Consider the following 13,484-nt stretch of genomic DNA (forward strand, 5'->3'; position numbering starts at 1 on the left):
CGTTGCCGGCAGGCCGGCCGCCGGGGACCACCGGCCCGGCGACCTACTTGCAGTATTGCCCGATCTTGTTGATCTGCTCGGTGAGCTGGGCTGTCTGTTCGTCCGTCTTGGTTCCCGTGGGGCTCGCCGCAACCTGCTTCATGATCTCGGCCATCTGCTGGATCGGGGCGCCCACCTCCGGCGCCACCTTGTCCGCGACCTCCTGGTAGTGCTGGCCAATCTGCCCTGCCTGCTCCTTCGCGCTCCCGGAGGGCACAAAGGTGTCGGTGTTGAGGAACTTACAGCTTTCCTCAACGCTGAGCCTCGGAGTAGGGCTAGGCGTCTGGGGCGTCGTCGTGGAGGCGGCACAGCCGCTCAGCATGGTCCCTGCCACGAGTACGACGGCGGTCAGCAGCTTCTTCACGGGAGGTCTCCTGGCGGTTCGGAACGGGTGTCTCGGCTTGGCCTTCCCCTCAAGCGTAGGGGAACGCGGCCTGCGGTGCTTAGCCTGCCGGGTAGACGAGCGCCGTTGCCACGGCCGAGATCCCCTCGCCGCGTCCGGTGAACCCGAGCCCGTCGCTCGTGGTGGCCGTGACGCTCACCGGCGCCGCGGCAGCGGCGCTGAGGACCTGCTGGGATTCCTCCCGCCGCGGGCCGAACTTTGGCCGGTTGGCCACGAACTGGACGGCGATATTGCCGATTTCGAATCCGTGGGCGCGAACTATCCGGGCGGCCTCGGCCAGCAGGGTCACGCCGGACGCCCCGGCATATTCGGGCCGGTCCGTACCGAAGTGTGTGCCCAGATCCCCGATCCCGCAGGCCGAGAAGAGCGCGTCGGCGGCGGCGTGCGCCACGGGGTCGCCGTCTGAATGGCCGGACAGCCCCCGTTCCCCCTCCCAGAAGAGGCCGCCGAGCCATAGCGGCTGCGGCTGGTCCTCGGCGGCGAAGGCATGGACATCGATTCCGATCCCGGTCCTGGGAATGACCGGGGGAAAGACTGGCTGGTTGCTGGACATGCTCATCCCTCCACCCAGCGTGCGCCCAGGGGGCCTTCGAGGAGGCCTTCGGCCAGGATCAGGTCCAGGGGCGTGGTGATCTTCAGGGACTGGCTGGCGCCGCGCACCGCGTGGACGGGGACACCGATGAGCTCCACGAGCATCGCGTCATCCGTGACGAGGGCGGCCTGGCCGGCGTCGAACCCGGCAGCAGCCTCGTGGGCGCGCTTGAGGGTGCTCAAGGCGAATCCCTGCGGTGTCTGCACGGCGCGGAGCGAATCCCGGGGCGCCGTCCCGGTGACCAGTTCGGGGGCCACCGCGGCGCCGTCGCCGGTGGTCGGTTCGACCGTCTTGACGGTGTCGACGACCGGTATCACCGGAATGACGGCCGAGGCGCCGGCGCCGAGCGCCGCTGCCACGCGGTGGAAGACGGCTTCAGGCGTCAGTGCCCGGGCGGCGTCGTGGACCAGCACCGATTCGGTATCGGGCAGGAGGGCCGCCATCGCGGCGCGGACTGAATCGGCGCGGTCCGCACCGCCGTCGACGACCGTCACGACGGGAATCAGGACGCCGTGGCCCGACGCCGCGCCGGCGTGCCCGGCCGCGAGTTCCTGTGTGAAGGCCTCGCACAGCGCCCGCAACTCGGCGTCTCCCGGAGGGAGCGCAATGCAGATCTGCCGTGCGATCCCGGCTGCCGCCACGCCGCGAAGGGCGTGGGTGAGGATGCTGTCCCCGCCAAGAGGAACTTTTGCTTTCGGCATGCCGTAGCCCAGGCGCTGGCCGGAGCCGGCGGCCACAACAATGACCGCTGTGGCGGGACCGGCCGGTGACGTATTCGTCGGTGCAGTATCCATGGGCACAAGACTACGTCCCCGCGCCTCGGACCATCCCGTTGCACTATCAGTTGTGGCTGTCCTGGAGCACTCAGGGGACCACAAATGATAGGGCAACCGAGGGGCGGCGGCTGAAAGAGGGCAAAAAGAAGCCCCGGCGGCTGACGCCACCGGGGTTCGATTCTTATCTGCGCCGGCCCTGCTGGGGGCCGGCCCTGTGCTAGGAAGCCAGGACCTCGTCGAGAACGCTTGCCGCCTTCTCTTCATCAGTCTTTTCAGCCAGTGCCAGTTCCGAAATCAGGATCTGACGGGCCTTGGCCAGCATGCGCTTCTCTCCCGCGGAGAGACCCCGGTCGTGATCACGGCGCCAGAGGTCGCGGACGACCTCGGCTACCTTGATGACGTCACCGGAAGCAAGCTTTTCCAGGTTTGCCTTGTAACGACGCGACCAGTTGGTGGGTTCTTCAGTGAACTCGGCCCGCAGCACGTCGAACACGTGCTCCAGACCTTCCTTGCCCACTACGTCCCGAACCCCTACCAGGTCAACGTTTTCTGCTGGAACTTCAATGGTCAGATCACCCTGAGCCACCTTGAGCTTGAGATACATCTTCTCTTCGCCCTTGACGGTGCGCATCTTGATTTCTTCAATTTTGGCTGCACCGTGGTGAGGGTAAACTACTGTCTCGCCGACCTCAAAAACCATGTGGACATTCCCCTTTCCCGCAGACCAGTTTATCACGATTAAGGCATACAACTGGCATCAAAAGGTGCCCGGAACCGCATGAATCCGGGGAAAATGGCCTCAATCCACCCCCTCAAACCCCTTGACGAATGCGGATAATAGTGCCTGCGGCCCTAACTGCCAAGAGGTTTCCGGCCCCCGCCAAGCCTGGTCCCGTCGCCGGAGGGGCACGCTTGGCGGCACTTGTGTGTAGTCGCCGAATCCTTGTTTGCGGCCGATTGCGGCTAGGCTATGGCTGAATAATGTTCCAAGACTCTCAAGGAGTGCGTGACGTGCGTTTCACTGCGATGAACCGGGGCCAGCGCGGCAAGCTGGCAATGGCAACGGCTGCACTTGGCATCGGCCTGTTGTCCCTGACCGGCTGCGGCTACATCAACGCCCAGCAGACCACGGAGCAGTACTCGTCCTCGGACGGAACCCGGACTGATCTCGGTGCGCTGCAGCTGCGCAACTTCATCATCGTCTCCGATGGCGAGGACAAGCCGGGCCGCGTGATCGGCGCCGTGTACAACACCTCCTCCAACGACGTGGTGCTGACCATCAAGGGTGCGGAGGGCTCGCAGACCCAGGTTCCGGTGAAGAAGAACTCCTACACCATGCTCAACGACTCCTCCGACGCGGTGATCCTGGACCCGGCCGGCGCCAAGCCGGGCGCCGTCGTCGACGTCACCATCTCCGAGAACGGCACCAACAAGGACGCCAAGTTCACGGTTCCGGTCATGGACGGCACGATCGTCGACTACAAGACGTACCTGCCGACGCCGGAGCCCACCGACTCCAGCACGGCCACGTCCACCGAGACGGCAACCTCGACTGAGACGGCCACACCGACGCCAAGCAGCACCGACGGCCACTAGCCTCAACGCCTGAGCACACGAAAAAGGGGGGGGCACCTGCAGGTGCCCCTCCTTTTACGTGTCCCCTGATGTGCAACTGCGCCGATCTTCCAGCTGCCCGGCGCACTGGCGGCCGGGCAGCTTCTGCAGACCCTTAGGGCTCGAACTTGTAGCCCAGCCCACGGACGGTGATCAGGTACCGCGGCGCGGAGGCATCCGGCTCGATCTTGCTGCGCAGCCGCTTGACGTGGACGTCGAGGGTCTTGGTGTCCCCCACGTAGTCGGAGCCCCAGACCCTGTCGATCAGCTGGCCGCGGGTCAGGACCCGGCCGGAGTTCCGCAGCAGCATTTCCAGCAGCTCAAACTCTTTGAGCGGCAAAGCGATCTGCTCGCCTCCGACGCTGACCACGTGGCGTTCGATGTCCATCCGCACGGGACCGGCCTGCACCGTGGTGGAGACAAGCTCCTCCGGCTCGCTCTGGCGCCGCAGGACGGCCCGGACCCGGGCCACGAGCTCCCGCGAGGAGTAGGGCTTGGTGACATAGTCGTCGGCGCCCAGTTCCAGCCCCACCACCTTGTCGATTTCCGAGTCCTTGGCCGTCAGCATGATCACGGGCACCCCGGAGCGCTGCCGGAGTTGGCGGCAGACCTCCGTGCCGGACTGGCCGGGCAGCTGCAGGTCCAGGAGCACGAGGTCGGCGCCGTTGCGGTCGAATTCGGTGATGGCATCCAGTCCGTTGTCCACCACCTCCACCTCGAACCCTTCTTTACCCAACAGGTAGGACAGGGGGTCGCTGAAGGACTCCTCGTCCTCGACAATCAGAATCCTGCTCAAGCGGTAGCTCCTTGCTCATGGACGCCTGCGGCGTCACGTCGTTGCGGTCTGAGGTCCCGGCTGGGCTTTTGGGCAGCGGGCTTGCCCGCTTCGGGGGCGTCGCCGTCGTCCTGCCCTTCTATCTCGGGAAGTCGAATGGTGAACGTGGAACCCTGCCCGAGCCGGGACCATAAGGTCACCTCGCCGCCGTGGTTGGAAATGACGTGCTTGACGATGCTCAGGCCAAGTCCGGTGCCTCCGGTCTGCCGCGAACGGGCAGCATCCACACGGTAGAAGCGCTCGAAGACACGTTCCTGGTCCTCGGCGCTGAGCCCATCGCCCTGGTCCGTCACCGAGACCGCCACGAGGCCGTCCTTGGCCCGGATGCCCACACCCACCTTGGTGTTCTCCGGCGAGTAGCGAATGGCGTTGTCGATCAGGTTGCGCAGGGCGGTCACGAGGAGGTCCTGGTCGCCGTAGACCATGGCATCGGCGTGTCCGCCGACCACCAGCTGGATGTTCTTGCTCTCGGCCGGCAGCACGGAGCGGTCCACGGCCTCGCTGACCACTGTGTTGATGTCCACCGGGCGGCCCTGCTGCGCGACGTTGGCGCCCTGGAGCCGGGAGAGTTCGATGATGTCCTGGACCAGGGCCGCGAGCCGGGTCGATTCCTTGTGCATGCGCTTGGCGAACCGCTTGACCGCCTCGGGGTCGTCAGCGGACGACTCGAGGGCCTCGGCCAGGAGGGAGATCGCCCCGACCGGGGTCTTCAGCTCGTGGGACACGTTCGCGACGAAGTCGTTGCGGACTTCCTCGGTGCGGGTGAATTCCGTCCGGTCATCGGCCAGCAGGAGGACATATTCCTCCGTGATGACGGCGGCCCGGACCTGGACAACGATTGTTCCCTGGCCGAGCGGGCCACGCGGCAGCTCCAGCTGCTCTTCGAGGATGACGCCGTCCCGCCGCACCTTTGCCGTCAGGTCCAGCAGCTGCTGGTGCACCACCGTGTGCCCGCGGACCAGGCCGTAGGCGTAGGCGGCCGGGCTGGCACGGACCACGCCGTCGATCGCATCCACCACAACGAAAGCGCGGCCGAGGACGGCGAGCACCTCCGCGGCGCCCTCGGGCAGCGAAGGGTCCTCGACGTCGACGTCGACAATGTGCCGCTGCTGCTCACTCACCCGGAACGCGAGTACGCCGAACATGCCAAACGAGAGGCCGATCAGGCCGGCGATCACGCCGATGAGCATTGGATCCACGGCTCCAGCTTATGCTCTGCCACGTGGCCGAAACCGAAATCTTCTGCGATTCGGGCGCCGGTTCAGCTAACGTTCACCTATTGGGGCGTAACAGTTCACCGGACACTGCAAGAGTTGACAGTTGGAGCGCCGGTAGGTGAACCGAAATAGGCCCGCCACATCGATTGCAGGCAATATTTCCGAGGAAAGGACGCACACGTGCGTAAGGTTTTTCAGGAGGAGCTCGCCCAGGTAAGGGAACAGCTCGTCGAGATCTCAACGCTGGTCACAGAGGCCATCGACAAGGCCACGACAGCTTTCCAGGGCGCCGATATCGACCTCGCCGAGGACGTGATTGCCGCCGATGCCCGCATCGACTTCCTGCAGAACAGCCTCGACGAGCGTGCCATCGACATCCTCGCCCTCCAGGGCCCGGTGGCGAGCGATCTGCGCATGCTGGTTGGTTCGCTCCGGATGAGCGCCTCGCTCGAACGCATGGGCGACCTCGCCCGCCACTTGGCGCAGCTGGCGCGTCTGCGCTATCCGGCGTCGGTGGTCCCGGACCAGCTGCGGGAGACCTTCAAGGCTTTCGCCGAACAGGACCTGCTGATCGCCCAGAAGCTCACCGAGCTGCTGGCAACCCGCGACCTCGGCGTGGCCCGGGAGATCATGAAGGCCAACGGCGCCGTCAACGACCTTCACCTGAGCGTTTTCCAGGCGATCGCCCGCAGCGACTGGCAGGAGTCGCCGGCCACTACGGTGGACGTTGCCCTGGCCAGCCGCTACTTCGAGCGCTTCGCGGACCACGGCGTCTCCGTGGCCCAGAAGGTCACGTACCTGGTGACCGGCGCGTGGCAGCCGAGCACGATCGAACACAACTGACTCCGGCCAACCGCGGCTGATCCAGCCGCCGGCACAACGGCGCTGATACAAAACGACGGCGTCCGGTCACCTTGGGGGTGGCCGGACGCCGTCGTTTCTGCTCTGTGCCCTGCTCAGTGCCTAATCGGGCGGCAGCCGGCTACTTCTTGCCCTGGTTGGCTACTGCCTTGATGGCCTCGGCGGCGGCCTCGGGATCGAGGTAGGTGCCGCCCGGGTTCAGCGGCTTGAAGTCCTCATCCAGTTCGTAGACCAGCGGGATCCCGGTGGGGATATTCAGGCCGGCGATGTCCTCGTCGCTGATCCCGTCAAGGTGCTTGACGAGGGCGCGGAGCGAGTTGCCGTGGGCGGTGACCAGGACGGTCTTTCCGGCCCGGAGGTCTTCCTTGATGTCAGATTCCCAGTACGGCATGAGCCGGATCAGGACATCCTTGAGGCATTCGGTGCGCGGGACGGCGTCGCCGAGGTCCGCGTAGCGCGGGTCCCCCACCTGGGAGAACTCGGAATCGTCGGCCAGGGGCGGCGGCGGGGTGTCGTAGGACCGGCGCCACAGCATGAACTGCTCCTCGCCGAATTCGGCGAGGGTCTGGGCCTTGTCCTTGCCCTGCAGCGCGCCGTAGTGGCGCTCGTTGAGCCGCCAGTCGCGCTTGACGTCGATCCAGCCGCGGTCGGCTTTTTCCAGGGCCAGGTTTGCCGTGTTGATGGCCCGCTTCAACCGCGAGGTGTAGAGGATGTCGGGGAGGATGTTGTTCTCCACGAGCAGCTCGCCGCCGCGCACCGCCTCGGCACGGCCCTGGTCATTGAGGTCAACGTCCACCCAGCCGGTGAACAGGTTCTTGGCATTCCAGTCGCTGTGGCCGTGGCGCAGCAGAATCAGCTTGTAAGTCATGGTTTTCATCCTAGCCGAGCGGTTGGCGGCGGCGCCGAGCGTTACACCGCGCGCGTTTCAAAGCGTGCTTAAGGGCAACGCGGGGTCACTTCCGGCCCATCCCGCGGCCCACTACGGGACATAAGTGACCCCGCGTTGGAGGATAGGCTTGGGCGGTGGTGCAGAAGGCTGAACGGGTGCTGGCCCCCCGAAACCAGGGCGGAACGAGAAGCGGCGCGCGCGGCGGCAGGCCCGTGGGCAACGTGACCCGCGGAACCACGAACCCCAACCGGATGCGCCGCGTGGACCGCTGGCTGACCGGGCCGCAGGGCTGGCGGCTGCGGGCCGCGGCCGATCCCCTCGCCGTTGACCTCGGTTACGGCGCCTCGCCGGCAACCGCCGTCGAACTCTTCGAACGCCTCGCCGCGGTCCGCGCGGACGTACAGATGGTGGGGATCGAAATCGAACCGGAGCGCGTCCGGCAGGCCCACGCCCTGGAGCGCCCGGGCCTGAAGTTCCAGCTGGGCGGCTTCGAGCTGCCGGTGACCGGAAAACCCGTGCTGGTCCGCGCCTTCAACGTGCTGCGGCAATACGAGGAAGCCGACGTGGCGGGCATCTGGCGGCTGGTGCAGGACCGGCTGGCCCCGGGCGGGCTGTTCATCGACGGCACGTGCGATGAAATCGGGCGGCGCGCCGCCTGGGTGGCGCTCGACGTCGAGCGGCCGCTGAGCCTGAGCCTGTCCATGCGGTTCGGCGCCTTCGCGCTGCCCTCCGACGTTGCCGAAAGGCTGCCGAAGGCCCTGATCCACCGCAACGTCCCCGGCGAGAAAATCCACGCCTACCTGCAGGCGATGGACAAAGCCTGGCTGGAAGCGGCGCCGCTGGCGGCCTTCGGAAACCGGCAGCGCTTCGGGGCGATGTGCCGCGCACTGCTCGACGCCGGCTGGCCGGTCCAGGACGGCCCGTCCCGCTGGCGAATGGGCGAAGTGACGGTCGACTGGGAAGCCGTGGCCCCGGGACCTTAGGCGGTCAGGCCGGTGGTGGGCCGGTTGGGCCCACGCCGGCGGGGTTCCCTGAGCGAGCTTGCGAGCTTAGGGCGCCGGCGGGGACTACCAGGGGCCGTAGGGGCCCATGTTGCGGCCGCGGCCGGCGTCTTTGACCGCGGGGCGGACGTCGGCGAGGTACACGGACGCGGCCGTCACGGCTGCAAGGCCGAAAATCCCGAGCGAACTGGCGCCGCCGCCGCTGCCCAGCTGCGCGAGCAGGGAGAACAGGCCCACGGCGAACGCGCCGCCGGTCAGGGCCAGCCAGAAGGTCTTGGTCCGCTTCGATACGGCCTCGAACGCGTTGGCCTTGTGCCGGAGGCAGTCGAAAAACGCCCATGCCTCCAAGGCAAAGGCCACGACAGCCAGGACCAGGTAAACCCCGGATTCGACAAAGTAAATGAGTATGCGTCCGTCCACTCCCCCAGCCTAGCCGTCCAGAGTGCCCAATGCCTGCTCCAAATCGGCCCAAAGGTCTTCCACGTTCTCAATGCCCACGCTCATCCGGACCAGGTTGTCCGGCACGCTCTCCGGCTCGGCGGCGTGCCGGCGCCGGCGTTCGATCAGGGATTCCACCCCACCCAGGGACGTCGCGGGGAGCCAAAGCTGCAGGGCCCGGATCATGCGGTCGGCGGCTTCCGCGCCGCTGAGGCCACCGTCCTGCCCCACTACCGGAGCCACCTCGATGCACAGGACGGAACCGAACCCCTTCATCTGCGCCTTGGCCCGCGCGTGGCCGGGGTCCGAGGCCAGCCCGGGGAAGCGGACTCCGGCTACCTTCGGATGGCCGTCGAGCCGCTCGGCCAGGATCTGGGCCGAGGCCTGCGAACGCTCGATCCGCAGCGCCAGGGTACGGAGCCCGCGCAGCGCCAGCCACGCCTCGAACGGTCCGGCGATCCCGCCGTGGATGGTGCGGTGGTGCAGCAGGGCGGCGCGGAGACCGGCGTCGGAGGTCACCAGCGCACCGAGCACGACGTCGGAGTGGCCGGAGAGGTATTTGGTCACCGAATGCAGCACGACGTCGGATCCCAGGCTCAGGGGCTGCTGCACCAGGGGCGTGGAAAAGGTGTTGTCCGTGACGACGATGGCGCCGGCCTCGTGCGCCGCGGCGGTCAGGGCCCGCATGTCCGCGACGCCGAGCATGGGGTTCGTGGGGCTCTCCAGCCAGAGCATGCTGGCGGCGCGCCCGCCGGTCGGGGCAAGCGCCGCAAGTACGGCGTCGGTGTCCGCGATGTCCACCATCCGGAGCTCGAGGAACCCCTTGGCCGCAAGCTCGGTGGCCATCGTGACCGATCCCGCGTAGCTGTGCGACGGCATCACGAGCACGCCCTGGGCGGGCACCAGGGACAGGGCCGAACTCACGGCGGCGAGTCCCGAGGCGTAGAGCAGACCCGGCAATTCCGCGCCTTCCAACTGGCCCAAAGCCTCTTCAAAGGGGTCCCACGTGGGGTTGGAATACCGGCCGTAGCCACGGTCGCCGTCGCCCAGCGGACCCGTGCCGAAGTAGGTCGAGGAAAGCACGAGCGGTGGGTTGACCGGTTCGTCGCGGGTGCGCGGCGGGCGCCCTACCGCCACAACCAGGGAATCCGGCGAAAGCGTGGCGGCCTGTTCTTCAGTAAGACTCATGAGGACAGGGTACGTGGGCGCCCGGCAGGGTACCCAAGCCGTTACGCCGCAGACGATGCGCAGACTAGAGTGTCGGGGATTGTCGGTAGTCTAGAACCGTGACTACCCAGAGCCCCGGAGCGTCCCCTCTACAGTTGTCCGGTCAGTTGCCTGGACTGTTTATTGCCTTCGAGGGCGGCGACGGCGCCGGCAAGTCCACGCAGGCGGCTGAACTCGCCAAAGCGCTGGAATCCGGCGGCTTCACAGTGCTGCGGACCCGGGAACCGGGCGGCACCGCGATCGGCGAGAAGCTGCGTTCCCTCGTGCTCGATCACGGCCACGGCCACATCGATGCCCATACCGAGGCCCTGATTTTCGCGGCATCCCGTGCCGCGCACGCGAGCCAGGTCATCCGGCCCGCCCTGGAACGCGGCGAGATCGTCCTCACGGACCGGTACATCGACTCCTCGGTCGCGTACCAGGGCGCCGGCCGAGGCCTCGGAACGCAGGCGGTCCGGGACATCAACGCCTGGGCAACATCGGACCTGCAGCCGGACCTGACCGTACTCCTCGACGTCGAACCCGCCGTCGGCCGGCAACGGCGCACCGCCGGCGAGGCCGCCGAAGACCGCCTCGAGTCCGAGGCCGACGAATTCCACGCTAAGATCCGGACGGCCTTCCTGGACCTGGCCTCCGCCCGGCCCGAGGCGTATCTGGTGCTGCCTGCCCGCCTGCCCGTCGCCGAACTCGCCGCCCGGATCCTCGAGCGCGTCGAATCCCTGCTGGCCGTCACCCAAAGCAGCACAGCATGAGCGTCTGGGACGACCTCCAGGGCCAGGACGCCGTCGTGGCCCAACTGCGCCAGGCGGCCCAGAACGAAGGGCTCACGCACGCGTGGCTTTTCACCGGCCCGCCCGGCTCCGGCCGTTCCAACGCCGCGAAGGCGTTCGCTGCGGCCTTGAACTGCGACCAGGAGGACGTCAGCCTGCGCGGCTGCGGCGAATGCCCGGCGTGCCTGACCATCCTCGGAGAAACCCACTCCGACGTCGCGTTCGTGCGCACGGAGAAGGTCACCATCACCATCGATGAGGCCCGCGAGCTCGTATCCACCGCAGGGAACCGGCCCTCGTCCGGCCGGTGGCGGATCATTGTGGTGGAGGACGCGGACCGGATGGCCGAGCGGACCACCAACGTGCTGCTCAAGGCCATCGAGGAACCCACGCCCCGCACCGTCTGGATGCTCTGCGCGCCCTCCCCCGCTGATGTCCTCGTGACCATCCGCTCCCGCTGCCGCCCGGTCGCGTTGCGGCTTCCGCCCGCCGCCGCCGTCGCGGCCCTGCTGGTCAAGCGCGACGGCGTGGACCCGGCGGTTGCCGAGCGTGCCGCCCGTGCGGCGCAAAGCCACGTCGGGATCGCCCGCCGTCTGGCCCGGGACCCGGAGGCCCGGGAGCGCCGGCTCGAGACGGTGCGGTTCCCGCTGTCCCTTCGCGGCGTCACGGCGGCGGTCATGATGGCCGAGAAACTGGTCAAGATCGCCACCGAGGAAGCCAACAGCTCCAACGACGAGCGCGACGCCGCCGAGAAAACCGCGCTTCTGGCCACCCTCGGGGCCCCCGAAAGCGGCACACTGCCGCCGGCCATGCGGAGCCAGGTCAAGCAACTCGAGGACGACCAGAAGCGCCGCGCCAAGCGTTCCGTCACCGATTCCCTTGACCGCACCCTGACGGACCTGTTGTCCTTTTACCGGGATGTCCTGATCATCCAGATGGGGAACGCTGTGGAACTCGTCAACGTTGAACTCAGAAGCGAACTCGAAGACTTCGCCTCCCGTTCCACCGCCGAAGTGACCCTTGCCCGCATGGACGCCATCAACAAGGCCCGCACGCGAATCACCACCACCAACGTGGCCCCGCTGCTGACGATCGAGTCCATGGCGTCCAGCCTTATTTGACGGTCCCTGCCGCTCAAACGATCATCTTCGCTTTCGTTCCTAGCCTCCAAGGAGAACCGCATGAAGCCTGCTCGACCCCAGCCCGCCAGATCCCGATCCCTGGCGAGCGGCATGCGGGCCGTCGGCGCCGTGGCCCTGGTCCTTACGCTGGCCTCGTGCACCCTTTTCGGCGGCGGGGGCGAGAGCGGGTCCAGTGCACCGACATCCGGGGCAGCGGGGCAGGCGGACCCGTCGATAGTGGCGGCGGCGCCGGCCGAACTGCGCAGCTACTACTCCCAGCAGGTCGACTGGAAACCGTGTGAGGGCAGCTTCGAGTGTGCCAAGATCAAGGTCCCGCTGGACTACAGCAAGCCCGACGGCGAGCGCATCGAGCTGGCCGCCATCAAGCTCGCCACAACAGGTGACAAAAAGGGCACCCTGATGGTCAATCCGGGCGGCCCGGGCGGCTCGGGGTACGACTTCGTCAGGGACGCGGCCAACACCAACATTTCGGACAAGGTCCGGTCCGCCTACGACATCGTGGGATTCGACCCGCGCGGGGTGAAGCGCTCCGCCCCGGTCACCTGCCTGACGGACAAGGAACGCGATGCGTCCCGCGCCAAGACCTACGCCCTGGATACCGACGCCGGACTGGACGCTGCCCTGGCCGACAACAAAGCCATTGCCGCCAAGTGCGTGGAAAAGACCGGCCCGGTTTTGGCCCACATCGACACCGCCAGTGCCGCGAAGGACCTCGATATCCTGCGCGGGGTGGCCAACGACTCGAAGCTGAACTACCTCGGCTACTCCTACGGGACCCTGCTGGGCTCCACCTACGCGTCGCTGTTTCCGGACAATGTGGGCCGGCTGGTCCTCGACGGCGCCGTTGACCCGTCGTTGAGCGCCGAGGAACAGACCAGCGGCCAGGCCGTGGCCTTCGAAAAGGCCCTCCACGCCTACGTCGCCAAATGCCAGCAGACGTCCGGATGCCCGCTCACGGGAAGCACCGAGGAAGGCATCCAGCAGATCCGCAATGCCATCGCTGCCGCGGAAGCCAACCCGTTGCCGGCCCAGGACGGCCGGAAGGTCTCGGGCTCCACGTTTGTCAGCGGCCTTATCATCCCGCTCTACAACGATGACAACTGGCCGATCCTTACCCGGGCGCTCGCCACGGCCCTGGCCGGCGACGGCACGGGCATGCTGCAGCTGGCCGACTTCGGCGCCGACCGCGATCCCAGCGGCACCTACACGTCGAACAGCACCTTCGCCTTCAATGCCATCAACTGCCTGGACTACCCGATGGTGTCCGACACCGCGTCCATGCGGGCCGAGGACCAGAAGCTGCGCCAGCTGTCGCCCACGTTTGGTTACTACTTCGCCTATGGCGGCACCAACTGCAAGGACTGGCCGTACAAGAACGTCCGGACCCCTGCCCCAGTCGAGTACAAGGGCTCGGCCCCGATTGTCGTCATTGGAACCACCGGCGATCCGGCTACCCCCGTGGAATCGGCCAGCTCCCTGCGCAAGCAGCTTGGGAACGCCTCGCTGCTGACCTGGAAGGGCGAGGGCCACACGGCCTACGGCCGCTCCAACAGCTGCATCGGCACCGCGGTCGATGACTACCTGGTGGACGGAAAGGTCCCGGCGGACAACACCGTCTGCTAGGTCCGCGACGGCGCCGCAAGGCGGCTTCCGTCGCTCATTTTGACCCGGACGCCGGGA

At 67.2% G+C, this 13,484-nt stretch carries 15 protein-coding genes; 6 read left to right on the forward strand and 9 right to left on the reverse strand.

Annotated features, from left to right (window positions below):
- Nucleotides 1-43: 43 nt before the first annotated feature.
- The 4 genes from C560_RS0117485 to C560_RS0117500 form a co-directional block, all read right to left on the reverse strand.
- On the reverse strand, nucleotides 44-403 hold the full coding sequence (locus tag C560_RS0117485; RefSeq protein WP_018774208.1) for a hypothetical protein: 360 nt from the start codon (nucleotides 401-403) through the stop codon (nucleotides 44-46).
- Nucleotides 404-482: 79 nt separating this feature from the next.
- Nucleotides 483-1,001 (reverse strand): 2-C-methyl-D-erythritol 2,4-cyclodiphosphate synthase, encoded by a 519-nt coding sequence (gene ispF, locus C560_RS0117490; RefSeq protein ID WP_442853171.1) that lies wholly within the window; start codon nucleotides 999-1,001, stop codon nucleotides 483-485.
- Nucleotides 998-1,828 carry a 2-C-methyl-D-erythritol 4-phosphate cytidylyltransferase gene (ispD, locus tag C560_RS0117495; protein WP_026539169.1) on the reverse strand — a complete coding sequence of 277 codons (831 nt, stop codon included), beginning with the start codon at nucleotides 1,826-1,828 and terminating at the stop codon, nucleotides 998-1,000. The genes ispF and ispD overlap by 4 nt, the downstream gene beginning before the upstream one ends.
- Before the next feature lie 199 nt (nucleotides 1,829-2,027).
- Nucleotides 2,028-2,510 (reverse strand): CarD family transcriptional regulator, encoded by a 483-nt coding sequence (locus C560_RS0117500; protein WP_026266570.1) that lies wholly within the window; start codon nucleotides 2,508-2,510, stop codon nucleotides 2,028-2,030.
- A 326-nt stretch (nucleotides 2,511-2,836) separates the two neighbouring features.
- Here C560_RS0117500 and C560_RS0117505 point away from each other — a divergent pair, with 326 nt between their 5' ends.
- On the forward strand, nucleotides 2,837-3,406 hold the full coding sequence (locus C560_RS0117505) for a hypothetical protein (protein WP_026539170.1): 570 nt from the start codon (nucleotides 2,837-2,839) through the stop codon (nucleotides 3,404-3,406).
- A 133-nt stretch (nucleotides 3,407-3,539) separates the two neighbouring features.
- On the opposite strand, the gene C560_RS0117510 is transcribed toward C560_RS0117505, so the two are convergent.
- Both C560_RS0117510 and C560_RS0117515 read right to left on the reverse strand, forming a co-directional pair.
- Nucleotides 3,540-4,220: a response regulator transcription factor gene (locus C560_RS0117510; protein WP_018774213.1), complete on the reverse strand. Its 681-nt coding sequence runs from the start codon at nucleotides 4,218-4,220 to the stop codon at nucleotides 3,540-3,542.
- Nucleotides 4,217-5,449: a sensor histidine kinase gene (locus C560_RS0117515; protein WP_026539171.1), complete on the reverse strand. Its 1,233-nt coding sequence runs from the start codon at nucleotides 5,447-5,449 to the stop codon at nucleotides 4,217-4,219. Before C560_RS0117515 ends, C560_RS0117510 begins: the two co-directional genes overlap by 4 nt.
- A 207-nt stretch (nucleotides 5,450-5,656) precedes the next feature.
- On the opposite strand from C560_RS0117515, the gene phoU reads away from it, so the two are divergent.
- Nucleotides 5,657-6,319, forward strand: coding sequence for a phosphate signaling complex protein PhoU (gene phoU, locus C560_RS0117520; protein WP_018774215.1), 663 nt, complete (start codon nucleotides 5,657-5,659; stop codon nucleotides 6,317-6,319).
- A 139-nt stretch (nucleotides 6,320-6,458) separates the two neighbouring features.
- Here the strand turns inward: phoU and C560_RS0117525 are convergent, their stop codons facing one another.
- A complete protein-coding gene (locus C560_RS0117525) occupies nucleotides 6,459-7,205 on the reverse strand; it encodes a phosphoglyceromutase (protein ID WP_018774216.1) in 747 nt (248 codons plus the stop codon).
- Between the two features lie 155 nt (nucleotides 7,206-7,360).
- On the opposite strand from C560_RS0117525, the gene C560_RS0117530 reads away from it, so the two are divergent.
- Nucleotides 7,361-8,209: a hypothetical protein gene (locus C560_RS0117530; RefSeq protein WP_026539172.1), complete on the forward strand. Its 849-nt coding sequence runs from the start codon at nucleotides 7,361-7,363 to the stop codon at nucleotides 8,207-8,209.
- A gap of 84 nt (nucleotides 8,210-8,293) precedes the next feature.
- Here the strand turns inward: C560_RS0117530 and C560_RS0117535 are convergent, their stop codons facing one another.
- On the reverse strand, nucleotides 8,294-8,647 hold the full coding sequence (locus C560_RS0117535; protein WP_018774218.1) for a DUF2516 family protein: 354 nt from the start codon (nucleotides 8,645-8,647) through the stop codon (nucleotides 8,294-8,296).
- Between the two features lie 9 nt (nucleotides 8,648-8,656).
- Entirely contained in the window at nucleotides 8,657-9,853 is a 1,197-nt protein-coding gene (locus tag C560_RS0117540) for a trans-sulfuration enzyme family protein (RefSeq protein ID WP_026539173.1), read from the reverse strand.
- Between the two features lie 134 nt (nucleotides 9,854-9,987).
- Here C560_RS0117540 and tmk point away from each other — a divergent pair, with 134 nt between their 5' ends.
- From tmk to C560_RS0117555, 3 genes are read left to right on the forward strand one after another with little or no spacing between them, the layout of a single operon-like run.
- Complete coding sequence (tmk, locus tag C560_RS0117545; protein ID WP_026539174.1) at nucleotides 9,988-10,644, forward strand: dTMP kinase; 657 nt, start codon at nucleotides 9,988-9,990, stop codon at nucleotides 10,642-10,644.
- Nucleotides 10,641-11,783 carry a DNA polymerase III subunit delta' gene (locus C560_RS0117550; RefSeq protein WP_026539175.1) on the forward strand — a complete coding sequence of 381 codons (1,143 nt, stop codon included), beginning with the start codon at nucleotides 10,641-10,643 and terminating at the stop codon, nucleotides 11,781-11,783. The genes tmk and C560_RS0117550 overlap by 4 nt, the downstream gene beginning before the upstream one ends.
- Nucleotides 11,784-11,843: 60 nt before the next feature.
- A complete protein-coding gene (locus C560_RS0117555) occupies nucleotides 11,844-13,427 on the forward strand; it encodes an alpha/beta hydrolase (protein WP_026539176.1) in 1,584 nt (527 codons plus the stop codon).
- The last annotated feature ends 57 nt before the right edge of the window (nucleotides 13,428-13,484 follow it).

Source organism: Arthrobacter sp. 9MFCol3.1 (assembly GCF_000620385.1).
Lineage (GTDB): Bacteria > Actinomycetota > Actinomycetes > Actinomycetales > Micrococcaceae > Arthrobacter.